The following is a 21,783-nucleotide window of genomic DNA, read 5'->3' as shown; positions in this document are numbered from 1 at the left end:
TTTTTTTCACCTCCATTTTAAGCTTTTGCCATAAATGAATTTCCGCCTTGTGCCTCTTCTTGTCCAGCCAGCCATTCGTTCAGCTCTTCTCCAATCTCAGCGATCTTCAGCGCATCATCGGATGGGGCTTCCCTCTCCTTGGAGCGGCGGCCCGACTGCTGCTGTTGACCGGAGTTTGGCTGACGGCCGTCATGATACATTTGTGATTGAAGCGACTGGTTTTGACTGACTACAAGCTTTTCGACCTGTACTCCCTGCGTTTGCAGTGAAGAGCGCAGCTGGCTCATCTGCTGTTCGAGCAAATCCTTGGTCGCTGCATGTTCTGTCGTAAACTGAGCGACGAGCTGCCCATTTTGCATTGTCAGCTTGACGTCCACTTGCCCCAGGTTTTCCGGGTAAAGCGTTATACGTGCCTCAGACATTCCCTGCTGCTTAACGAAATCCAGCTTACTCACGACAAATCCAGTCATTTCCTCGGAAAACTTTTCAACGGGTACTGGAGCACCAGCTGTTTTCACGGATGAATTAATTCCTTGCCTCATCACCAGTTGGCCTGCCGTCATCGTGCTTTGTGTGCTGAAAATATCATTAACGGGTTCCTGCTTGTCCACAGCAGCGGCTGCTTGCTCTCCGCCGGCTGTCCCCTGCTCGCCTTTGAACAACGTGCTTACGGAAGCGTCGGCTGCAGTGCTTTTGGATAGAAGAGAGGGCGTCGCCTGGATGTTCTTAATAACAGTTGTGTTCTCGTTTTGCTGAATGAAATCCAGTAATGTGCTTAAACGCTTCACTTCGGTTCCAGATAAAGAAGACTCCGATTTTGCATGGCTTACCTGCGAAACCTCATTTGCTTGTCCGGAGGTAGATTGTTTCGGTTGTGCAGGAAATGCATCACCCAGAATATCCTGGAACGTCTGTAATAGCTTCATAGCCTCAAGCGGAGCATTGCCGTTTTCATCCGTCTTTTGCAGCATGGAGACAAGCTGGGCTAAACCGTCCTGTACTACAAAGCGGATCGTCGCCGGATTTTCAGTAAGCGGACCAGTTAATGCTTCCCCATTCGCCGTCAATGCCTCACTGCCCGCTGAAGTATCCTGGTTCAGAAGATTCTGAATTTGCCCTAGCCAGCCCTGAAGCGCTGCCAGCAGGCCCGGGTCGGTCGCAACAGCCTCATCCAGTTTATCTGTATCGCCTAGCATGCTTTGCAGAAGGTTCGACACATCCTGTCCTTCACCATTGCCCTCATCGCCAGAAGAAGATGAACTCAGCGCAACAAGCTTCATCAACCCTTCCAGCAGCGTACCCGCACCAATGATGGCGGCAGCATTTTGCTGCGTTCCGTCACCGGTCATCATTTGGGCCAGAGACTGGTTGAATGTACCTGCTCCTGCCAAAGCATTCGCACCTGACGCAGCAGCTGTTCCGGCTGCTTGTTTACCGCCTGCAGCCGTTGTCTTGCCGCCTGCACTACTGGCACCTGCAATATTCTGAAATAACAGACTCATATTTTTTCACCTCCTTTCAATAGAAGATCGGCAAAAATACTATTTGCTCATCAGTTTGTTTAAAATAACAGCGGTAGTTTTGGCATCTTGTGTACTCATGGCATCAAGTATTCCGGAACGGGTAGAATCATCCACGGAATTAAGAATAGTCAATACTTTTTCCGGTGAAATTTTATAAGTCGATAACAGCAGTCCCGCGGCACTCTTGGCCGGCATACTCGCGAAGGTTTGGCTGATCTGCGTCTTATCCAGTCCAGAGGCCGATGCCGCCTGCTTATCTCCCGTATCCTTATCTATGCGTGACTGCAATGCCGCAATAGCCAAATCACTCGAGGAAACCGCATCTTTGAGCTTCATACTCACGTCAGCTGCAACCTTGGGATCCATTTTAGCCAAAATGGCCATTCTGTTATCGTTCTTCATCACACTAAGGAGTTGAACCATTTCTTCTGTCGTCATATTCTGCATAATCGGCGCTGCTTTGCTCGGGCTCATGTCGGCATACATTTTGGCAAGATCCTTGATTTGCTTCTCATAAGGGTCTGCGTCAGTCTCCGTTCCTTTAGCAGCCGCTTCTTCTGCTGACTTTTGCGCCGAATCCAGCTGATCCTGAACGCCCTTAAGCTTCTGCTCCTGCTGCGTCTTCTCTTCCTTCGCCTTCTGAAGGTTTGCTTCCTGGGACGCCAGCTTGCTTTTTAGCTCATCAATCGTCGCATTTGCGCTCTTGACCTGATCCTTAGCATCCTGAAGCTTGGTTTTCTCAGGATCCTTGACAGGATCCGGCACCCAGTTTTTGACGACCGGAATTTTTTGGGCCCATTCCAGCATATCGTTACGGACATTTACATTAAACAAGGTCAGAAGGACCCCGAGTAGGACTATCGTAAAAATGATGGGTATCATAAAGAATAGAAACCTCTCAAATCCCCCTGCTGACTCCTTCTCTACCTCAAAATCATTCTCTGCCAAAATCAATCCACCCCCGAGGCAACAGCTTGGTTTCTATCCGGTTCATCTATCTCGCTTTCATGGCGAACCTTACTGTTGCCATTTCATCCAATTCATTCTGTTCCCTCAGGAGCATACTTTGCTGAAAAGAATCCTTGGCTTTATCCTTCGCCTTGAGCCAAACCTTTTCATCCAGTACCTTATGGGAAAGCTGATCTTTTTTCATTTCAACATTGACGTTTGCATGCTGCACATCGGTATGTTTTTTCTCAATGCACTGTTCCAGATGCTCCACATACATTTGAAATTCCCGAATTTTCGAAACCGGAACTCTTTGCTCAGCGGCCTCTTGAAGCTCGTTCGCCATCCGTTCCCTGTTATCCATGAGCTCGCCAAGTGACTTTTCCTCGGCTTGCAGTCTTCCGATTGCGCTTGATAGCATCCACTCAGCCTGTGTTTTCTCGTTACTTTTCAAGTCCACGATTTTTTGGAACGCATATTGAAATTTCATACCTTAAGGTCATCTCCTTGAAAATTCGGAAATCAAGCGTTCTTGCACCTGTTCCAGTGTCACCTTTTCATTCACCTTTTGTTTGGTGAAATCCCAGATTTGCTGAATATTATCAATCGACTCGTCGATTTGTTCATTTGAGCCTTGTTGATATGCACCGATATTGATTAGATCCTCCGAGTCTTTATAAACCGCCATCAGACGTTTCAAATTATCGGCGGCTTCTATTTGTTCTTCCGGTGCAATGTCTTTCATCACCCGGCTAATGCTTGCGAGAATATCGATTGCGGGAAAATGCCCCTTGTTGGCAATGTTACGGTTAAGCACGATGTGCCCGTCTAATATCCCGCGGACGGCATCGGCAATCGGCTCGTTCATATCATCACCATCTACCAACACCGTATAGAAAGCGGTAATAGAACCCGTTGGTCCTGTACCGGCCCGTTCCAGCAGCTTGGGCAAACTCGCGAATACCGAAGGCGTATAACCTCTCATTGCTGGCGGCTCTCCAACGGCAAGTCCTACCTCGCGCTGCGCCATGGCATAGCGGGTTACCGAGTCCATCATTAGCATGACGTTCATGCCCCGGTCGCGGAAATATTCCGCTATGGTCGTTGCGATCAAAGCCCCTTTAATTCTCACCAGCGCCGGCTGATCCGATGTTGCTACAATGACTACGGAGCGCTGCAATCCTTCCGGACCGAGATCTCTCTCGATAAAATCCAGCACCTCTCGTCCACGTTCACCGATCAGTGCGATTACATTCACATCTGCAGAGGTATTCCGGGCAATCATTCCCATAAGTGTACTTTTTCCGACACCGGAACCTGCGAAAATACCAACCCGCTGTCCTTTGCCAATCGTTAGCAGTCCATCGATAGCTCTTACTCCGATGCTGATGGGTTCCTTTACTCGCGGCCTATTCAAGGGATTGGAAGGTTCATTGTATGTGGAGCTGTGAGGCATCCGTGTCGGAATCAGCGATCCGTCGAGTGGCTGTCCAAGTCCATCAAGTACTTTACCCAGAAGCTCGGAGCCCACCTGAACACTCAGCGGCTTGCCAGTACCCACCACATCGCAGCCCGGGCCAATGGATTGCAGCTCACCAAGCGGCATCAGCAGTACTTTATTGTCCCGAAACCCGACTACCTCAGCTTGTAGCGGCTTTGCGCCTTTTGTCGGATAAATGTAGCAAACATCTCCAACACTCGCGTCAGGCCCCTCAGACTCTACCATCAGCCCAATGACCTGGGTCACTTTGCCATTCACTCTAACGGGATCTATGTTCCGCAGGTGCTCCATGTACCGTCCGCTATTAAGCATCTTCATCCTGTTCTCTACGCTCCTCGTCATCCAGTGCGATCCGGATAAGCTCCTTCTTGATCTCGGTCAACTGCGTATCAACTCTTGCATCCACGCTTCCAAAAGAAGAACGGATGACGCAGCCACGATCATGAACCGTGGAATCAGGTATGATCTGCAGCTCAGCCTGCGAATCGATCGCAGCCCCGAGTTCCTCTCTGGCTGCCTGAACAAATGAGAAATACTTTGGAGCCACGCACAGGGTAATCACACCTTGTTCCCGCTTGCGTGATAAATTGCTCTTGATCAAGTCAATGACATAATCAGATTCTAAAGTCAGCTGCTTATCAATGACTTTCTCGGCAATAGCACAGCTTAGCTCAACCAGAAACGGCTCCGCTTCCTGAATAATTTGTTCTTTCATCAGATATGCCTGCTTCAGCACCGTCTGAGCCTCTTCCATCATCTGTGAAATCTGATCCTGCAAATCTGCAAGAACCTTCTCGGATCCTTCACGATATCCCGTGTCATATCCTTCAGATTTAAGAGCCTCCACCAAATGCTCATCCTGCAGTCTGCGTTCTTGCCACCAGCCGTCAATTTGTTCATTCGCTTCCGCCAAGATACGTTCCGCTTCATCAGAAGCCTCACGTACCTGGCGTTCAGCAAATTCACGAGCATCCTCAAGCATTTCTTTGCTAAGGCGTTTGGATTCCTCATCCGCCTGAATTTCTTTGACTTCTTCTACGTTCTCTTCTTCCAACTCCTCATTCTCATCGGAAGAAGCATATCGATGCCCTAGATCCAGCTTTTTCAGCATTTCAACAGGCACATACTGGGAGGATTTAATCAAATTAGACAATGATGTCATCCCCTCCGCCGCGAGCAATAATAATCTCACCGGCTTCTTCCAATCTGCGGATCGTACCTACGATGCGGGTCTGTGCCTCTTCCACGTCACGCAGCCGTACCGGTCCCATAAATTCCATTTCTTCCTTGAAGGTTTCGGACATGCGCTTGGACATATTCCGGAAAATAACATCCCGTACTTCCTCGCTTGCCACTTTCAAAGCAAGCTGCAGATCTGCGCTTTCCACATCGCGGATAATCCGCTGGATCGATCGGTTGTCCACATTGACAATATCTTCGAACACAAACATCCGTTTTTTGATTTCTTCGGCAAGCTCCGGATCCTGAATCTCGAGCGAATCAAGGATCGTACGCTCGGTACCGCGGTCGACCCCATTCAGAATTTGAACGATCGACTCAATACCACCTGCATTGGTGTAGTCTTGGGTTACTGTAGCTGACAGTTTTTGTTCCAGTACCTTCTCCACCTGGGAAATGACTTCAGGCGATGTACTGTCCATCACAGCAATCCTTCTTGCCACATCCGCCTGCTTATCCTGAGGCAGTGAGGACAAAATGGCCGCTGCTTGTTCAAACTGCAGATAGGACAGCACGAGCGCAATGGTTTGTGCATTCTCATTCTGGATAAAGTTCAAGATCTGGTTTGGATCCGCTTTACGAGCAAAGTCAAACGGTCTAACCTGCAATGTTGCTGTCAACCTGTTAATAACCTCGAGCGCTTTCTGAGATCCAAGGGCCTTCTCCAATATTTCCTTGGCGTAATTAATGCCACCCTGTGATATATATTCCTGAGCCAGGCAGATTTGATGAAACTCTGACAGGATCATTTCTTTTTCCACACTATCTACTTTACGGACATTTGCAATTTCCAGGGTCAGCTGCTCAATCTCCTCATCTCTAAGATGTTTGAAGATTTGAGCCGAAACTTCCGGACCCAGAGTAATGAGCAGGATCGCCGCTTTTTGCCGCCCGCTTAAACCCTGGCTGTTTGGTTTTACCATTGGATTCACCTCTATTCGTCAGCAAGCCATGTACGCAGTAGATTGACAAATTCCTCCGGCTTTTTCTTCGCCAGCGTTTCGAGCTGTTTGCGTACCTGACTCTCGTTGGTCACACTTTCCAAACTAATGGATGGGAACTCTGTTGGAGCCGGCAATGGAAGATCTTCTTCCATCTCTTCTCTTTGTTTGCGTCGGCGGAATATCAGGAACCCGCCGCCTGCTAGCAAAGCGAGCGCGGCAAGACCAATGCCCCAAAGAACTCCTTTGGAAAGATTCAAACCTTTCGTTTGGGTTACTTCTCCACCAAATGGTTGCGAATAAACCGAAACTTTTTTAGCCAGGTCAGCGTCTGTATATGTAGCACCTGAATCTGCAAGGGACGCTCTGACAATATTCACCAAAATATTTTGAATGGCATCTTTTGTCGCTTGATCTACCGCCTTTTGCCCGGTAGGTGGTTCAACGGCCACATTAATGGTTAAATCTTTTACAGAATATGGGCTGGATATAATATCCTTAGTTATGTGATTCACTTCGTAATTCACTGTCTTCGACAGATCCTCGGAAGTCACATCACCGGTTGATGAACCGCTTGGATAGGTTGGAACTTGGGATTGTCCCGTGCCTGCCACGCCGCTGTCCGGATTAGCCTTACCTGTATAATTCTTGGAAATTTCCTGAACGCTGATTTCGATGCCTTTCATATTTTCGGCATCCACAGGTGTAACCATATTTTCTTTGCTTTGAACTTTATCAAAATTCAGTTTGGAGACAACCAGGACATCTACCTTATTCGGACCCATGAACTGAGCCAGAAACTGTCTTACATTTTGGCGAACTTCATTTTCGAATTTCTTTTGCAGTGCGAAGTTTTCTTCAACTGAACTGCTTAATGTTCCTTGTCCGCCTCTTGATGACGGTAACAGCTCAGTGTCGCCTTCCATCATCGTGATATTCTCAATCGGCAAATTGGGAACTGCTGTTTTGACGAGGTTGAAATATCCATCGACTGTTTCCTGATTCGGATGATATCCCGGCTTAAATTTCAGCACGACGGAAGCATTCCCTTTTTCCTGATCATCCGTTCCGGCAAACACACTTTCTTTGGGCAGGGTTACGAGAACCTTTGCTTCCAAAATACCGTTCATCCGTGTAAGGAGCTGTTCAACTTCACCGTTTAAGGCGTTGTTGTATTTGACATTGAACTCACTGTCTGTTGTTCCTATTGACGAAGATGAGTCAAAAGCACGGAATCCAATCGAACCATTCTGAACAATTCCTTGGGAGCCAACATCCACTTTGATGCGGGCGGCTTGCGTACTCGGCACAGAGATCGTTTTACCATCGGAACCCAGCTTATACGGAATGTTGTTCGTATCTAAATAATTCATGATGCCTGCAGAGTCGCTGGAATTCAAATCCTTGAACGCGACCTCATATTCCGTTTTGGAAAGCTGCATTGTCAGCATCACAATAGCAATGATGATTAGAGCAAGTGTAGAGAAAAATATTGTTTTTTGTTTTTTGCTGAACTGATTCCAATATTGGACGATCTTGTCCTTATATTGGGCGATTCTTTCATTCACAACGTCACCCACCCTACCCGAATCTTAGCAATCTACGGTTATACTTGCGTACGCATGATTTCCTGATAGGCCTCGATGACCTTATTGCGGACTTGAGACGTAAGCTGCAGACTCAAAAGCGCTTTTTCTGAGGAAATCATTACCTGGTCAACGTCTACCTGTCCGAGCATGAATTTGTTGCTCATCTCTTCGGACGCTTTTTCCTGATCAGCAATCTGGCTGATGGCATCTTCCAGGTAAGAACCAAACTTGCTAAGAGATTCAGAAGGTGTTGCCTCGCTGCTTTTGCTGCTTTCCAGCATCTTTAGCGGTTGTGTAGCTTGAGTGGAAAACATGGTGTTTTGAATCATTAATGTCCCTCCTTGCATAATTTTAATTTAAATAAAAGGAACTAACGTCCTATTTCTAGAGCCTTCATGACCATGGCTTTCGAAGCGTTCAATGCGGTTACGTTGGCGTTATAGGAGTGAGAAGCAGATATCATATCTACCATTTCTTTGGTGAGGTCTACATTAGGCATATATACATATCCTTCAGCATTTGCATCCGGATGGTTTGGGTTATATACAGGCTTTAAGGGAGTTGAATCTTCTTGGATCGCCGTTACTTTTACGCCACGGGCCGGAGAAGCATTCTCGCCGCCCATTTGTGCCTGCAGCATGTTAGCGAAATTGGATTCATTCGGAGAAAAAACGACCATTTTACGTCGGTAAGGAACGGCTTGTCCATTAACCACTGACGCTCTTGTCGTTTCGGCATTGGCTATATTAGAAGAAATAACATCCATTCTGAGTCGCTGAGCTGTCAGACCTGATGCGCTGATGCCAAAGCTGCTGTTCAAATTCATTTAACCTTATCTCCCCTCTACGGCTACACGCATCATTTTGATTTGTTCATTCATTTGCTGGATGTAAGAATTATACTGAATTTGGTTCGCTGCCAGATTGGCCATTTCACTGTCGACATCAACATTGTTAAGGTTATTATTCATAGCTGTGGACTGATCCACAGTAACGACCGGCTCAGGTATCGAGCTCATAGGACCTATAACGAAATGCCGGGGATTTGTAACCTTCCCCCGCAGTTGGGGTGTATTTCCATTCATTTCCTGCTGCAGCAGATTTTCAAACGACACTTCCGACCGTTTAAAGTAAGGTGTCTCTTCGTTCGCGATGTTGTTGGAAATGACGTTCTGCCTGAGGTTTGCCGCTTGCAGGCCAGTCTCCATGCGCTGAAAACTGGTACTGTTCAACAGATCCATTTTGCTGTCCCCCTTTTCCATATATTATATAAAGATTTTTCACGCTGCGGTTTTCTGAATCTTGTTTTTTTCGACAAAAGAAATCAAAATCAACAATATTTCTAGGTCTTAAGTAGAAAATTTTACTAACTTGTCATATATCCTAAGTTTCTTAAAGATTGGGTCATATTACAATAAGAAAAAAGCCCTATCTTTTGGGTAAAAGGAGGGCTTTTTTCTTATTTTTTGTTAAGATATTCCTAAAACTGCTCGGGATAAGGGATTAGAGGTTCATATCAGGCTTTCGCATCGCCACTTTTCGTCAAAACCAAAACCCAAGAGTCCCGGTTTTTCAGATTTGCGAAAGCTATTATCATGAAATCACTCTGTCTTTATAAAACTATTTTCAAATTTCCGCCTTTTTAGCTAAATAACCCGATCAGAATGTATGCCTTTAGGCTTCTGATCGGGTTATTTGTGTTTATCATGCAAAACAAACTGCAACCAAACTCAGTCCTTTTTGTGAAAATACATGAATTGAGTTTAGTCTTATAAGATATATTGACTCAAATCTCGATCCTGGGCGATACCAGCGAGCTTCTCACGCACATATTCCGGAGTAATGGTCATCTGTTCCAATGTTAGCTCAGGTGCCTCAAAGGAGAGATCCTCAAGCAGCTTCTCCAGAATGGTATGAAGTCTGCGCGCTCCGATGTTCTCCATACTGTCATTGACAGAAGCGGCAATCTTGGCGATTTCCTTGATTGCATCCTGTGAAAATTCAATTTCAATATTTTCGGTCTTGAGCAGATCTTTATACTGCTTCGTAATCGCGTTTTTCGGCTCCGTTAAAATCGAGACAAAATCATCCAGTGAAAGGCTGTTCAATTCGACACGGATCGGGAATCTTCCTTGAAGCTCCGGAATCAAATCCGAAGGCTTGGCGATATGAAATGCACCGGCCGCAATAAACAGAATGAAATCCGTCTTTACAGGGCCGTATTTGGTCATCACAGTGGATCCTTCGACAATTGGCAGAATATCCCTCTGTACGCCCTCTCTGGACACGTCAGGGCCCGATCCTTTGCCTTGGCTCGCTACCTTGTCGATCTCGTCGATAAAAATAATACCGGATTGCTCAGCACGGTAAATGGATTCTGCAATGACATCATCCATATCAATCAGCTTGGTGGCTTCATCTTGAGTCAGTACTTTACGGGCTTCCTTGATTGGCAGCTTGCGCTTTTTGGTCCGTTTTGGAAGCAGGCTTCCGAACATTTCCTGCATATTCATGCCCATCTGGTCATTGCCCTGACCGGCAAGCATATCCATCATGTTCGGCGCATTATCCTCTACGTCAATCTCAATCAGGTCATCCTCCAAACCGCCCGAAAGCAGCTTGAATTTGATTTGGCGGCGGCGTTCGACGATGGAGCTGTCCTGCTCTTTGTCTTCTTCCGGCTCCTGTTGATTATTGTTGCCGCCTCCGAAGATCATTTCAAACGGATTCCGCTGATTCTTGTTTTTTCCGCCAGATGGAACGAGAATGTGAACAATCCGCTCATTCGCAAGCTCTTCCGCACGGTCCTTCACTTTTTCCGTACGTTCCGTTTTCACCATACGTATAGAGGTTTCAATCAAATCGCGTACCATCGACTCCACATCACGACCGACATATCCGACTTCCGTAAATTTGGTAGCCTCAATTTTGACAAACGGCGCGTTTACCAGTTTCGCCAGACGTCTGGCAATCTCGGTCTTACCTACACCCGTTGGCCCAATCATAAGAATATTTTTAGGTACGATTTCATCGCGATCATCATCTGGAAGGAGATTCCGGCGATAGCGGTTACGTAGAGCAACGGCTACGGATTTCTTCGCCTGTTTTTGACCGACGATATACTTATCCAATTCGGCAACGACCTGTCTCGGAGTCAAGTTCTGGTTATCCATTTGCATCCCCCTCGCTTTTACAGCTCTTCCACGATGATATTTCCATTGGTGTAAACACAAATTTCGGAAGCGATTTTCAGGGCTTCGCGTGCGATATCCTTCGCTTCAAGATCCTGCGCATGACGTTTGAGCGCACGACCGGCAGACAAAGCGAAATTGCCTCCGGATCCAATCGCCAGAACATCATCATCAGGCTCGATAATTTCTCCGCCGCCGGAGATCAGCAGCATACCGCTTTTATCCATGACAATCATCAAGGCTTCCAACTTGCGCAGGACGCGGTCTGATCTCCAATCCTTCGCAAGCTCCACAGCAGCACGCTGCAAATTGCCATGATGCTCCTCCAGCTTGCCCTCGAACTTCTCAAACAGCGTAATGGCATCCGCCACAGAACCGGCAAAGCCGGCGACGACCTGGCCTCTATAGAGCCGTCGGACCTTTTTGGCGGTCTGCTTCATGATCATATTCTCACCGAACGTCACCTGGCCATCGCCGGCGATTGCCGCCTTTCCATTGTGACGAACGGCGCAAATCGTCGTTGCATGAAATGACATCTCCATACCTGTCAAGCCTCCTAGTCTAGACTTCCTGCCTGTACTGCAGATGCACCAAACGAATTTACAAATTCAGTGATGCTTGCCAAAGCGCGGTTAGCGAGTGCCTCATTTTTCTCTTTTTTGTTGCGGATTTTCTTTTCAAGCCCAGGCAGTAAACCGAAGTTCGCATTCATCGGTTGGAAATGTGCCGGATCTGCATTCGTGACATAATGTGCCATGCTGCCGATCGTACTGGTTTCGGGCAAAATGACAAGTTCCTCTCCCTTGGCCTTTCTAGCGGCATTAATTCCCGCTATGAGCCCGGATGCTGCCGATTCGACATATCCTTCCACACCTGTCATTTGACCGGCAAAGAACAGGTTCTCATTCGTTTTGAGCTGGTATGTAGGCTTCAGCAGTCGCGGCGAATTAACAAATGTATTCCGGTGCATAACTCCGTAACGAACGTACTCGGCATTTTCAAGGCCTGGAATCATGGAGAATACACGTTTTTGTTCGCCCCACTTGAGATGTGTCTGGAAGCCAACCAGGTTGTACAGTGTTCCGGCTGCGTTATCTTGGCGAAGCTGAACAACTGCGTGCGGAAGCGTACCTGTATGCGGATTCACCAAGCCTACAGGCTTCATCGGTCCAAAGAGTGCTGTCTGCTTGCCGCGTTGCATCATGACTTCAATCGGCATACATCCTTCGAAGTATACCTCTTTTTCGAATTCCTTCAGCTGGGCCACTTCGGCCGATACGAGAGCTTCATAAAATGCATCGAACTCTTCTTCATTCATCGGGCAGTTCAGATAAGCTGCCTCTCCCTTATCATACCGGGACGCCAAATATACCTTGCTCATATCGATCGAATCTTTTTCCACGATCGGCGCGGCTGCGTCATAAAAATAGAAGTATTCCTCTCCCATCAATGCCTTGATCTCAGCAGAGAGTGAAGGTGAGGTCAGAGGGCCAGTCGCGATGACAACAATCCCATCTTCAGGTATATGCTGAATTTCTTCATTTACAACCTCAATCAATGGATGGTTATGAAGAATATCCGTGATATCTCCCGAAAATCCATCACGGTCTACAGCGAGGGCGCCACCTGCAGGAACCGCATTTTTATCAGCTGATCCCAAAATAATGGAATTCAGCATTCGCATTTCTTCTTTAAGCACACCAACAGCATTCGTCAATCCGTTAGCTCTCAGTGAATTCGTACACACCAGCTCAGCAAACTTGTCCGTATGATGGGCAGGTGTTTTTACAACAGGACGCATTTCATATAATTTCACGGGAACGCCGCGGCTTGCAATCTGCCAGGCAGCTTCGCTGCCCGCCAGACCGGCACCGATGACGGTTACCTGTTTTATTTCTGTCAAATCCATTACCTCCTAAGCTTCTAGCAGCATGCTGTTATACAATCTCGTCATTGTCTTCATTTTCTTCTATTTCCTCTACATGGTCACAGGATGTGCACTGAAGTCTTGCACCCTGCTTATTCCGTTTCTCTACCATCCAGGAGCCGCATTTCGGGCAAGGTTTGCTTGAAGGACGGTCCCATGAAACAAAATCGCATTCCGGATAACGGTCGCATCCATAAAAGATCCGTCCCTTTTTGCTCCGGCGTTCCACCACATGGCCTTCTTTGCATTTCGGACAGGTTACCCCGATATCCTTCACGATGGGCTTGGTATTCCGGCAATCCGGAAATCCTGAACAGGCCAGAAACTTACCAAAACGGCCGAGCTTATAGACCATTGGCTTTCCGCATTTCTCACAAATTTCATCGGAAACCTCATCTTCAATTTCGATTTCCTTCATTTCTTCTTCAGCGACTTCCAAACGCTTCTCAAATGAACCATAGAATTCCTTCAGAACCTTTACCCAATCTTCAGAGCCTTCCTCCACATGGTCAAGGTCTTCTTCCATATGTGCGGTAAACTCTGCGTCAAGTATTTCAGGAAAGAACTGCTCCATTTGCTCGATAACCAGCTCGCCAAGCTCGGTCGGCATAAATTTCTTTTCCTCAATGGCTACATAGCCCCGCTTTTGAATGGTCTCCAGCGTCGGAGCATAAGTACTTGGCCGTCCAATCCCAAGTTCCTCCATCGTGCGCACAAGACGAGCCTCGGTATAACGCGGTGGCGGTTGGGTAAAATGCTGCTTCGGATCAATCTCTTCCTTTTTCAGCTTGTCTCCGGGAGACAACGCCGGCAGAAATTTCTCTTCCTCTGTCGTTCCGTCATCGTTTCCTTCAACGTACACTTTCATGAAGCCCGGAAAGCGTACTTTCGAACCCGTAGCGCGGAATACTGCACTGCCGGCAGTGATATCCACCGAGAGGGTATCCAGAAGAGCCGATGACATTTGACTTGCTACAAAACGCTCCCAAACCAACTTATATAATCTGAACTGGTCACGACTCATAAAGGACTTTACCGACTCCGGATCACGGAGCACTGAAGTTGGACGAATAGCTTCATGCGCATCCTGAGCATTCGCTGCTTTCTTCGAATACTCACGCGGTGTTTCAGGTACAAACGGGCTGCCGTATTTCCCATCGATAAATTCTTTGGCTTCTTCCTGTGCAGAAACGGCAATTCGAGTGGAGTCGGTACGCATGTAAGTAATCAGACCGACGGTACCTTCCTTGCCAAGTTCCACACCTTCATACAGCTGCTGAGCAACGGACATCGTTTTCGCTGCCCGGAAATTAAGCTTCCGCGCTGCCTCCTGCTGCAGGGAACTCGTCGTAAACGGAGGTGAAGGATGCCGCTGACGTTCCTTTTCCTTCAATTCTGCAACCTTAAAGGTCGCTCCCTTGATGGCTTTCAAAACTTCCTGGACATCCTCTTCCTTGGAAAGCTCTTTCTTCTGTCCATCCAGCTGATGAAACTTTGCTTCGAACACGGAGCTGCCCTTGGCAAGCTTGGCTGTGATTGACCAGTATTCTTCAGGAACGAAAGCGTCGATTTCATTTTCACGGTCCAGAATAATCTTGACAGCAACCGATTGGACACGCCCTGCAGACAATCCCTTTTTAACTTTCTTCCATAATAAAGGACTGATCTTGTAACCTACCAGCCGGTCCAAAATTCGTCTGGCTTGCTGGGCATTGACCAGATCCATATTAATCTTGCGCGGTGTTTTAAAAGCATCCTTAACGGCTTGCTTCGTAATCTCGTTGAACACGACCCGGCAGCTTTCCGTATTATCCAGCTCCAAGGCATGAGCCAAATGCCAAGCAATAGCCTCCCCTTCACGATCGGGGTCAGCTGCGAGATAAACCTTTTTCACCTTTTTGCTGGCATCCTTCAATTCTTTTAACACGGAACCTTTTCCGCGGATGGTAATATACTTCGGATTGAATTCGTTTTCTACTTCAACCCCGATTTGGCTCTTTGGCAAATCGCGAACATGGCCCATGGAAGCCTTTACGATATATTTGCTGCCTAAATACTTTCCGATCGTCTTCGCCTTTGCGGGCGATTCCACGATCACCAGTGAATCAGCCATCGGTTCATCCTCCTCTCCAACAATCAAAAGCTTCATTAAAATTAAAAAATCTAAAATTCTCAGCAGAGCTGGTCGATTCTTTAATCACAAGAAAAAATTCCGCTTAACGCGGTCTGGGTTCTATGGGAAATACATCGATAAACATTTTTCTTATATTGTCTTATATATAGCACCAGGTAATTGGGTAATCTGCTTTTTTATGATTAAAGATAACAGAACTGAATGCAAATGTCCAAAATCCCACCGGCTGTGCTGCAGCAGCTCATCCAGTGTGAACGGTCCCTGCTCCAGTATATGGTATAGTCGAAGTTCATCCGTTGTCAAATGACCTTCTTCATTCGATTGGATCTTTTTTACCTGAACTTCCCTATTGTATGTATTCTCGTACCCCTTTGGCAACCATGAAACATATTCCTCGAGTATGTCCGCGGCTCCGCATACCATTTTGGCACCCTGGCGGATCAAATTAAGCGCCCCTCGGCTCTTCGGCGAGGTCACCGGACCCGGAACAGCAAAGACATCTCTTCCCGCATCCAGAGCAGCATCTGCTGTAATTAACGATCCGCTGCGCTCATCCGCCTCCACAACAAGCGTACCAAGCGACAATCCAGCAATTATACGATTCCGCTGGGGAAACAACCCCGGATGGGGCTTCGTGCCCGGTGGATACTCTGTTACAATTAAGCCGTCTTTGATGATTTTGGCGAACAATGCCCTATTCTCTGGAGGATAAATGACATCCATTCCCGTGGCCATCACTGCTATGGTTCCTCCTCCGCATGATAACGCAGCTTCATGGCAAATACTGTCGATTCCTCTGGCTAAACCGCTTACAACGTTTAATCCTCCCGCACATAGTCCTTGTGCCAGTTCTCCCCCCATTTTACGGCCGTAGGCTGTTGGAATTCTGGTCCCCACCATTGCGATACCAGGCCGGGTCAACAAGTCGGAATTCCCCCTGACATATAAAACAAGTGGCGGATCAGGACTTTCTTTTAATAATGCAGGATAGCTGCTGTCTAAAATGGTCAGTGTCTGAATGAACGGATCAAGCTCTCTCTCCTCTATCTTCTGCCGAAGTGCTGAATCAGTAAGATTGTGAACCAACCTCTCCGATATTTCCGCAGAAAAACCGTAATCCTCCCAATCCCTTCCTTTATAAATCATGGTTTCCTCTGTCAACATCCCTTCCATCATTAAACGAGCAATGCTCTTTCTGCCAACCCCTTTCGTTTCGTGCAATGCAATGAGCAGCCAGCGAATATCCAATGAACTCACCTCTCAATCCCATGTTAATGAAAACACAAAAAAGCAACCTCTTATTCCCTACCGGAGGAAATAAAAGGTTGCTTACCTTTGAACCTATAATAACCCGAAATCGGATTAATGTGTCAAGCATTTCTCCAGCATGCCGCGTTCCTCAAGAACACTAACCAGCGTGGAGCCCATGTCGGAAGGTGTTGGAGCGACTTTGATGCCGCATTCTTCCATTTTGGCGATTTTCTCTTTGGCAGTACCTTTACCGCCGGAGATAATCGCGCCTGCATGGCCCATACGTTTTCCTGGAGGAGCAGTTACACCGCCGATAAAGCCTACGACCGGCTTGGTCATGTTGTCACGGATCCATTCAGCAGCATCTTCTTCAGCAGTACCGCCGATTTCGCCGATCATGATCACCGCATAGGTGTTAGGATCTTCGTTGAAGCGTTTCAGAACATCGATGAACTCTGTTCCCTTTACAGGGTCCCCGCCGATACCAACCGCAGTGGATTGTCCAATGCCGCGGGTAGTCAGCTGATGAACAGCTTCATAAGTCAACGTTCCGCTTCGGGATACTACGCCCACATGTCCTGGCGTATGTATGTATCCAGGCATAATACCGATTTTGCATTCGCCCGGTGTGATGACACCTGGACAGTTTGGTCCGATCAGAACGGTCTTTTTGCCTTCCATATAACGGGCTACTTTGACCATATCAAGCACCGGAATGCCTTCAGTGATGCAGATAACCAGTTCCATTTCGGCCTCAACGGCTTCCAGGATCGAGTCTGCTGCAAAAGCTGGCGGAACGTAAATAACGCTCGCTGTAGCGCCTGTAGCATTCTTGGCTTCTACCACGGTATTGAAAACAGGAAGGCTCACAGAGCTGCCGTTTTCAAGCTCAATATCCACGGTTGTGCCGCCTTTGCCGGGGGAAGTACCTCCCACCATTTGCGTTCCGTAATCAAGGGCGCCTTTTGCATGGAAAAGGGCGGTTTTCCCGGTGATGCCCTGGGTAATCACTTTTGTATTTTTATCAACCAAAATACTCACGATTCGTTCACATCCCCTGTTCGATTTTAAAGGTACCTATTTTACGAGCGAGACAATTTTTTGTGCACCGTCGGCCATAGAATCAGCAGGAACGATATTCAGGCCGGATTCAGCCAAAATTTTCTTCCCGAGATCCACGTTAGTTCCTTCCAGACGCACAACCAGCGGCCGGGTAAGGCCAAGCTGCTTCGCTGCTTCAACAACACCCTCAGCGATCACGTCGCAACGCATAATACCGCCAAAAATATTGACGAAAATGCCTTTAACCTGCTTGTCGGAGAGAATGATTTTGAACGCTTCGGTAACCTTCTCTGTCGTCGCACCGCCCCCTACGTCAAGGAAGTTGGCCGGGTCGCCGCCATAGTGTTTGATGATATCCATCGTTGCCATAGCAAGGCCTGCGCCATTAACCATGCAGCCGATGTTGCCGTCCAGAGCCACATAGCTCAGGTCGTACTTGGATGCTTCGATTTCCTTCTCGTCCTCTTCGTCCAGATCGCGCAGCTCCTGAATGTCCTTATGGCGGAACAATGCATTGGAGTCAAAGTTAAGCTTGGCATCCAGCGCCATGACGTTGCCGTCACCCGTTACAACCAGAGGGTTAATTTCAGCGATCGAACAGTCTTTGTCCACAAAAGCTGTATAAAGGGCCATCATAAATTGAGCAGCCTTATTTACCAGTTCTTTAGGAATGTTGATGGCATAAGCAAGTCTGCGGGCTTGGAAAACCTGCAATCCTACTGCCGGATCAACAACTTCTTTGAAAATTTTCTCGGGAGTCGCTGCAGCCACTTCCTCAATTTCCGTACCGCCTTCTTCCGAGCCCATCATAACGACGCAGCCGGTAGCACGGTCGACAACAACACCCACATAATATTCTTTGCGGATATCGCAGCCTTCTTCGATCAGGAGGCGTTTGACTTGCTTGCCTTCCGGACCAGTTTGATGTGTGACAAGCACTTTACCGAGGATCTCTTCGGCATATGCGCGTACTTCGTCAAGATTTTTAGCAACCTTAACGCCGCCCGCTTTACCGCGTCCACCTGCATGAATTTGCGCCTTTACAACCGTAACCTGGCTGTTCAGCGATTTTGCGGCTTCTACAGCTTCTTCCACCGTATAAGCAACCTTTCCGTTCGGAACGGCAACTCCATACTGTTTCAATACCTGTTTTCCTTGATATTCATGGATATTCATTTACGGAATCCTCCTATCAACATGACTGCTACAAGGCGGGTTATTCTCTTGGAAAATAATATAAACCCAAACTATTGTACCATGTTTTTAAAACGCTTACCTTAACAAACTGTGTTAACATCGACAGCTTTTTGATATCGATATAATCCGTTTGAGAGAATGCTTGGAATTTTATGGTAATTCCAACCTCTTAAATCAGCTGTTTTTCCCATCCCGCTGCACATTAATATTGTGAACCCGCTCCAATAGTCCCTTGAATTCTCCAAGCAACCGGTTAAACTCGTCGGCGTTCATACAGGCGTCATTTTGCATGGATCCCGGTACATCAATCGCTTTATCTCTTAGAAGCACACCTTCATCAGTAAGCGTAATAATGACCTTCCGCTCATCTTGGGCGGAGCGCTCTCTGTTGATCAAGCCGGCAGCTTGAAGTCGTTTTAAAAGAGGAGTCAGCGTACCTGAGTCCAAAAACAGAGCTTCACCAAGCTCCTTCACCGTACATTGCTTTTTCTCCCACAGCACCATAAGCACCAAATATTGTGAATACGTAACTCCCAGCTTCTCAAGATACGGCTGGTACATTTTCGTGATTTCACGAGAGCAAGCATATACAGCAAAGCACAGTTGGTTCTCCAGTTGAAGCTGAGGAACGATTTCCTTCGATTTCATGTTACTTCCATCACCTGCCTTCATTTGCTAATATTATCACATGGACCGAGAAATATTAAACATTACCAAGTTATCTGCCTGCAATTCAATTGTAGGCTTTTCTTTACTTTACAACTATTTCCGCCATTTCAAACAGCAATTCATCAAATCCGTATTCCATTCCTAAGAAATCAACTGAACCTTGACATTTGGCATCCGCAATCTTACAATTTTGTAAAACATATTACGAAAATAAGGAAGCACCTTTTTTCAATCGGAAGGAAAGCACTGCTATGCTGCAGCCGCTGACTTGATCCCGTGAGAAAGGGTGCTTTTATTGTATGTACGGAAAAATGTACAGCGCATGTTTATACGGAATTGATGGGGTGCTGATTCAAGTGGAGGTAGACATCTCTAACGGTCTTCCCCAAACCTCCATTATTGGTCTTCCGGATTCAGCGATCCGGGAAGCTGTAGAACGTGTTCGGGCAGGGATCAAAAACTGCGGCTTCACCTTCCCTCTGCAGCGTACGACCATCAATCTGGCGCCTGCCGATCTAAGAAAAGAAGGCTCCGCTTTCGATCTCGCTATTGCCCTGGGCATTTTGTGCACAAGCGGACAGCTCATCCTTCCCCAGGAGGATAAGCTTCTTCTCATCGGCGAAATGGCTCTGGATGGGAGCCTACGGCCGGTCACCGGCATCCTGTCGATGGTGGACCGTGCCAAACGTGAGGGCTTCTCTGCTGTTCTGCTGCCAAAGGAAAATGCTGCTGAAGCAGCCTTGATCGAAAATATGAATATTTATGCAATCAGTCATTTAAATGAGCTGTTCGCGCTCGGTCAACAGGAGGCAGGCCTTGCCTCCAGGGAAAAAAGCAGCCCGCTCCGCATATCATCCTTTGATGGTTTGCAACTGACTTCTTCCCATTACACAGCTCAGGAAGCTTACCAAATTGAGGATTATGCCGATGTGCTCGGGCAGCAGCATGTCAAGCGCGCTCTTACCATTGCTGCGGCCGGCATGCATAATATCCTGCTTATGGGGCCTCCAGGAACCGGGAAGACGATGCTGATCAAGCGACTCCCGACCATACTCCCCCCTATGACAGAGCAGGAAGCGCTGGAAACCACAAAAATATTCAGCGCCGCCGGCAAATTGAAAGAGCCCGGAGCGGGGCTGCTGCGGACCAGGCCTTTCCGTTCACCGCATCATACCATTTCTGCCGGCGGCCTTATCGGCGGCGGAACCATTCCGAAGCCGGGCGAGGTCAGTCTTGCCCACCGCGGAATCCTGTTTCTGGACGAGCTGCCGGAGTTTAACCGCCAGGTGCTTGAAGTACTGCGGCAGCCGCTAGAAGACAAGTCTGTCACCATCAGCCGAGCGAGAGCAGTTCATACTTTCCCGGCACGATTCATGCTTGCGGCTTCGATGAATCCTTGTCCGTGCAGACAACACCTCTGGCATAAGTATAGTGAAGCAGAAAACCCTTAATATAACAACTGCCCAAACAAAACACTCAACGCCTGGAGGAAGAATTCGTAATGCTCGGTTGGCTGCTAACCTTACAATCAGAGAAGTAGCATCCCAGATAGGACTGACGCCTGAAGCTATTTCGATGATTGAAAACGAACATAATCAGCCATCTTTACTGAGCTTAAGGAAACTATCTGACTGCTTAGATAAATCGTTATGGTATTTTGGTGGTTTTGAGAACCTTCCAGAAGCAACTTTAGGGGACCGAATTAGAAAAGCACGATTTTATAACGGTCTGCATGTTGATGAAGTTGCTTCCATTATAGGTGTTGATCCAAGATCTATTAGAAATTGGGAACAAAACAAAAGGACACCTTCAGCAAAGTTTATTAATGATGTTGAAATTTTTCTTACTATTATAGAGTGATTAAAAAAAGAATTGCGCGCTTTGTGCAGTTCTTTTGGCAAATAGCTGTTAATGCTATGTATGGGCAGAAATAATATCGTCAAATTTGATCCAATCCCAATCATCCTCATTGCGGAGTTTAATTTCTTTTAGGAACATATTGATCACCGTGACAAATCCGCTTAGTTCTTTTTCTTCGTAAGGATCAAATACTTTGATTGTAATGCGAGCATGTTCATTAAACGACTCACTTAGCGCTTCTCCAATCTGTTGCCATTCCTGCTCATCAATCACCGGCTTAATAATTGGGTCCTTGTGTGTCAGCTGATGTGAGTATGCTTCCCGACGCTCCGGCAGTAACCATCTAGACGATTCAAAAAGCCCATTGTCCTCCAGTTTCTTTGCCATTCTGCACGCCCCCTAATATTGAGTCCAATAATCTGTATTGCTCGTTGTGCTTGGTTTACGCTCCTCTTTCACTGTTCCGCCATTTTCCCAGCCATTCAAAATCCTTATCGATTGGACCAGGCGCTTATCATCCCAAATGATAAACATTTGGTCTTCTAAGTTGATCAGCGACTGCTTGATGTCCTGCTTGGACTTTCCCGTTTTGATGACTAACTCGTCCATGGATGGTAGCCTCCGCCGCCCACTTGAATAGTTGTATAGGATCCGGAGTATCTTACGATCAATATCTTCTAACACTCCTCATCGCCTCCTGATTATGTAATGACAAGAACAATTGTTCTTAATTATACCCAAACAGGCGTTCT

At 47.1% G+C, this 21,783-nt stretch carries 22 protein-coding genes; 2 read left to right on the top strand and 20 right to left on the bottom strand.

Annotated features, from left to right (window positions below; all coding sequences use genetic code 11):
• Window positions 1-17 precede the first annotated feature (17 nt).
• The 18 genes from E6W40_RS06305 to E6W40_RS06220 form a co-directional block, all read right to left on the bottom strand.
• A complete protein-coding gene (locus tag E6W40_RS06305) occupies window positions 18-1,502 on the bottom strand; it encodes a flagellar hook-length control protein FliK (protein ID WP_136604705.1) in 1,485 nt (494 codons plus the stop codon).
• A gap of 39 nt (window positions 1,503-1,541) precedes the next feature.
• Window positions 1,542-2,471, bottom strand: a complete 930-nt coding sequence (locus tag E6W40_RS06300) for a MotE family protein (RefSeq protein WP_425464912.1) — start codon at window positions 2,469-2,471, stop codon at window positions 1,542-1,544.
• A 46-nt stretch (window positions 2,472-2,517) separates the two neighbouring features.
• Window positions 2,518-2,961: a flagellar export protein FliJ gene (gene fliJ / locus E6W40_RS06295; protein ID WP_136604704.1), complete on the bottom strand. Its 444-nt coding sequence runs from the start codon at window positions 2,959-2,961 to the stop codon at window positions 2,518-2,520.
• 9 nt (window positions 2,962-2,970) lie between these two features.
• Window positions 2,971-4,290, bottom strand: coding sequence for a flagellar protein export ATPase FliI (gene fliI, locus E6W40_RS06290; protein WP_136604703.1), 1,320 nt, complete (start codon window positions 4,288-4,290; stop codon window positions 2,971-2,973).
• Window positions 4,277-5,125 (bottom strand): FliH/SctL family protein, encoded by an 849-nt coding sequence (locus E6W40_RS06285; protein ID WP_136604702.1) that lies wholly within the window; start codon window positions 5,123-5,125, stop codon window positions 4,277-4,279. The genes fliI and E6W40_RS06285 overlap by 14 nt, the downstream gene beginning before the upstream one ends.
• The gene (gene fliG, locus E6W40_RS06280) at window positions 5,118-6,134 is read right to left on the bottom strand and encodes a flagellar motor switch protein FliG (RefSeq protein WP_136604701.1); all 1,017 of its coding nucleotides are present in this window, start codon (window positions 6,132-6,134) and stop codon (window positions 5,118-5,120) included. The genes E6W40_RS06285 and fliG overlap by 8 nt, the downstream gene beginning before the upstream one ends.
• Window positions 6,135-6,145: 11 nt before the next feature.
• Entirely contained in the window at window positions 6,146-7,720 is a 1,575-nt protein-coding gene (gene fliF / locus E6W40_RS06275; protein WP_136604700.1) for a flagellar basal-body MS-ring/collar protein FliF, read from the bottom strand.
• Window positions 7,721-7,758: 38 nt separating this feature from the next.
• Window positions 7,759-8,070 (bottom strand): flagellar hook-basal body complex protein FliE, encoded by a 312-nt coding sequence (gene fliE, locus E6W40_RS06270; RefSeq protein WP_136604699.1) that lies wholly within the window; start codon window positions 8,068-8,070, stop codon window positions 7,759-7,761.
• Window positions 8,071-8,111: 41 nt separating this feature from the next.
• Window positions 8,112-8,567 (bottom strand): flagellar basal body rod protein FlgC, encoded by a 456-nt coding sequence (gene flgC / locus E6W40_RS06265; RefSeq protein ID WP_136604698.1) that lies wholly within the window; start codon window positions 8,565-8,567, stop codon window positions 8,112-8,114.
• Window positions 8,568-8,573: 6 nt separating this feature from the next.
• Complete coding sequence (gene flgB, locus E6W40_RS06260; protein ID WP_136604697.1) at window positions 8,574-8,981, bottom strand: flagellar basal body rod protein FlgB; 408 nt, start codon at window positions 8,979-8,981, stop codon at window positions 8,574-8,576.
• A gap of 528 nt (window positions 8,982-9,509) precedes the next feature.
• Window positions 9,510-10,913 (bottom strand): ATP-dependent protease ATPase subunit HslU, encoded by a 1,404-nt coding sequence (gene hslU, locus E6W40_RS06255; RefSeq protein WP_136604696.1) that lies wholly within the window; start codon window positions 10,911-10,913, stop codon window positions 9,510-9,512.
• 17 nt (window positions 10,914-10,930) lie between these two features.
• Window positions 10,931-11,473, bottom strand: coding sequence for an ATP-dependent protease subunit HslV (gene hslV, locus E6W40_RS06250; RefSeq protein ID WP_136604695.1), 543 nt, complete (start codon window positions 11,471-11,473; stop codon window positions 10,931-10,933).
• Window positions 11,474-11,487: 14 nt separating this feature from the next.
• Entirely contained in the window at window positions 11,488-12,834 is a 1,347-nt protein-coding gene (trmFO, locus tag E6W40_RS06245; protein WP_136604694.1) for an FADH(2)-oxidizing methylenetetrahydrofolate--tRNA-(uracil(54)-C(5))-methyltransferase TrmFO, read from the bottom strand.
• Between the two features lie 34 nt (window positions 12,835-12,868).
• Entirely contained in the window at window positions 12,869-14,971 is a 2,103-nt protein-coding gene (gene topA / locus E6W40_RS06240) for a type I DNA topoisomerase (RefSeq protein WP_136604693.1), read from the bottom strand.
• Between the two features lie 150 nt (window positions 14,972-15,121).
• A complete protein-coding gene (gene dprA / locus E6W40_RS06235; protein ID WP_211146973.1) occupies window positions 15,122-16,240 on the bottom strand; it encodes a DNA-processing protein DprA in 1,119 nt (372 codons plus the stop codon).
• A 114-nt stretch (window positions 16,241-16,354) separates the two neighbouring features.
• On the bottom strand, window positions 16,355-17,284 hold the full coding sequence (gene sucD, locus E6W40_RS06230) for a succinate--CoA ligase subunit alpha (protein ID WP_136604692.1): 930 nt from the start codon (window positions 17,282-17,284) through the stop codon (window positions 16,355-16,357).
• A gap of 36 nt (window positions 17,285-17,320) precedes the next feature.
• The gene (gene sucC, locus E6W40_RS06225; protein ID WP_136604691.1) at window positions 17,321-18,481 is read right to left on the bottom strand and encodes an ADP-forming succinate--CoA ligase subunit beta; all 1,161 of its coding nucleotides are present in this window, start codon (window positions 18,479-18,481) and stop codon (window positions 17,321-17,323) included.
• A 195-nt stretch (window positions 18,482-18,676) separates the two neighbouring features.
• A complete protein-coding gene (locus E6W40_RS06220; RefSeq protein WP_136604690.1) occupies window positions 18,677-19,150 on the bottom strand; it encodes a MarR family winged helix-turn-helix transcriptional regulator in 474 nt (157 codons plus the stop codon).
• A 320-nt stretch (window positions 19,151-19,470) separates the two neighbouring features.
• Here E6W40_RS06220 and E6W40_RS06215 point away from each other — a divergent pair, with 320 nt between their 5' ends.
• On the top strand, window positions 19,471-20,622 hold the full coding sequence (locus tag E6W40_RS06215; RefSeq protein ID WP_136604689.1) for a YifB family Mg chelatase-like AAA ATPase: 1,152 nt from the start codon (window positions 19,471-19,473) through the stop codon (window positions 20,620-20,622).
• Entirely contained in the window at window positions 20,603-21,031 is a 429-nt protein-coding gene (locus tag E6W40_RS06210) for a helix-turn-helix domain-containing protein (protein WP_168928841.1), read from the top strand. The genes E6W40_RS06215 and E6W40_RS06210 overlap by 20 nt, the downstream gene beginning before the upstream one ends.
• 54 nt (window positions 21,032-21,085) lie before the next feature.
• On the opposite strand, the gene E6W40_RS06205 is transcribed toward E6W40_RS06210, so the two are convergent.
• Window positions 21,086-21,418 carry a YolD-like family protein gene (locus E6W40_RS06205; protein ID WP_136604687.1) on the bottom strand — a complete coding sequence of 111 codons (333 nt, stop codon included), beginning with the start codon at window positions 21,416-21,418 and terminating at the stop codon, window positions 21,086-21,088.
• A 12-nt stretch (window positions 21,419-21,430) separates the two neighbouring features.
• Entirely contained in the window at window positions 21,431-21,640 is a 210-nt protein-coding gene (locus tag E6W40_RS06200; RefSeq protein ID WP_136604686.1) for a hypothetical protein, read from the bottom strand.
• Window positions 21,641-21,783: the final 143 nt, after the last annotated feature.

The organism is Paenibacillus dokdonensis, from assembly GCF_004916975.1.
GTDB lineage: Bacteria > Bacillota > Bacilli > Paenibacillales > Paenibacillaceae > Paenibacillus_AQ > Paenibacillus_AQ dokdonensis.
Note: the sequence above shows the minus strand (reverse complement) of the source record. Positions and strands in the feature narration are given on the sequence as shown.

What these genes read in the sequence shown, in the direction of transcription:
- E6W40_RS06305 (WP_136604705.1), bottom strand. Translation starts at nt 1,502, where the DNA reads ATGAGTCTGTTATTTCAGAATATTGCAGGTGCCAGTAGTGCAGGCGGC.
- fliJ (WP_136604704.1), bottom strand. Translation starts at nt 2,961, where the DNA reads ATGAAATTTCAATATGCGTTCCAAAAAATCGTGGACTTGAAAAGTAAC.
- fliI (WP_136604703.1), bottom strand. Translation starts at nt 4,290, where the DNA reads ATGAAGATGCTTAATAGCGGACGGTACATGGAGCACCTGCGGAACATA.
- fliG (WP_136604701.1), bottom strand. Translation starts at nt 6,134, where the DNA reads ATGGTAAAACCAAACAGCCAGGGTTTAAGCGGGCGGCAAAAAGCGGCG.
- fliE (WP_136604699.1), bottom strand. Translation starts at nt 8,070, where the DNA reads ATGATTCAAAACACCATGTTTTCCACTCAAGCTACACAACCGCTAAAG.
- flgC (WP_136604698.1), bottom strand. Translation starts at nt 8,567, where the DNA reads ATGAATTTGAACAGCAGCTTTGGCATCAGCGCATCAGGTCTGACAGCT.
- flgB (WP_136604697.1), bottom strand. Translation starts at nt 8,981, where the DNA reads ATGGATCTGTTGAACAGTACCAGTTTTCAGCGCATGGAGACTGGCCTG.
- hslU (WP_136604696.1), bottom strand. Translation starts at nt 10,913, where the DNA reads ATGGATAACCAGAACTTGACTCCGAGACAGGTCGTTGCCGAATTGGAT.
- hslV (WP_136604695.1), bottom strand. Translation starts at nt 11,473, where the DNA reads ATGGAGATGTCATTTCATGCAACGACGATTTGCGCCGTTCGTCACAAT.
- topA (WP_136604693.1), bottom strand. Translation starts at nt 14,971, where the DNA reads ATGGCTGATTCACTGGTGATCGTGGAATCGCCCGCAAAGGCGAAGACG.
- sucC (WP_136604691.1), bottom strand. Translation starts at nt 18,481, where the DNA reads ATGAATATCCATGAATATCAAGGAAAACAGGTATTGAAACAGTATGGA.
- E6W40_RS06220 (WP_136604690.1), bottom strand. Translation starts at nt 19,150, where the DNA reads ATGAAATCGAAGGAAATCGTTCCTCAGCTTCAACTGGAGAACCAACTG.
- E6W40_RS06215 (WP_136604689.1), top strand. Translation starts at nt 19,471, where the DNA reads ATGTACGGAAAAATGTACAGCGCATGTTTATACGGAATTGATGGGGTG.
- E6W40_RS06205 (WP_136604687.1), bottom strand. Translation starts at nt 21,418, where the DNA reads ATGGCAAAGAAACTGGAGGACAATGGGCTTTTTGAATCGTCTAGATGG.
- E6W40_RS06200 (WP_136604686.1), bottom strand. Translation starts at nt 21,640, where the DNA reads ATGGACGAGTTAGTCATCAAAACGGGAAAGTCCAAGCAGGACATCAAG.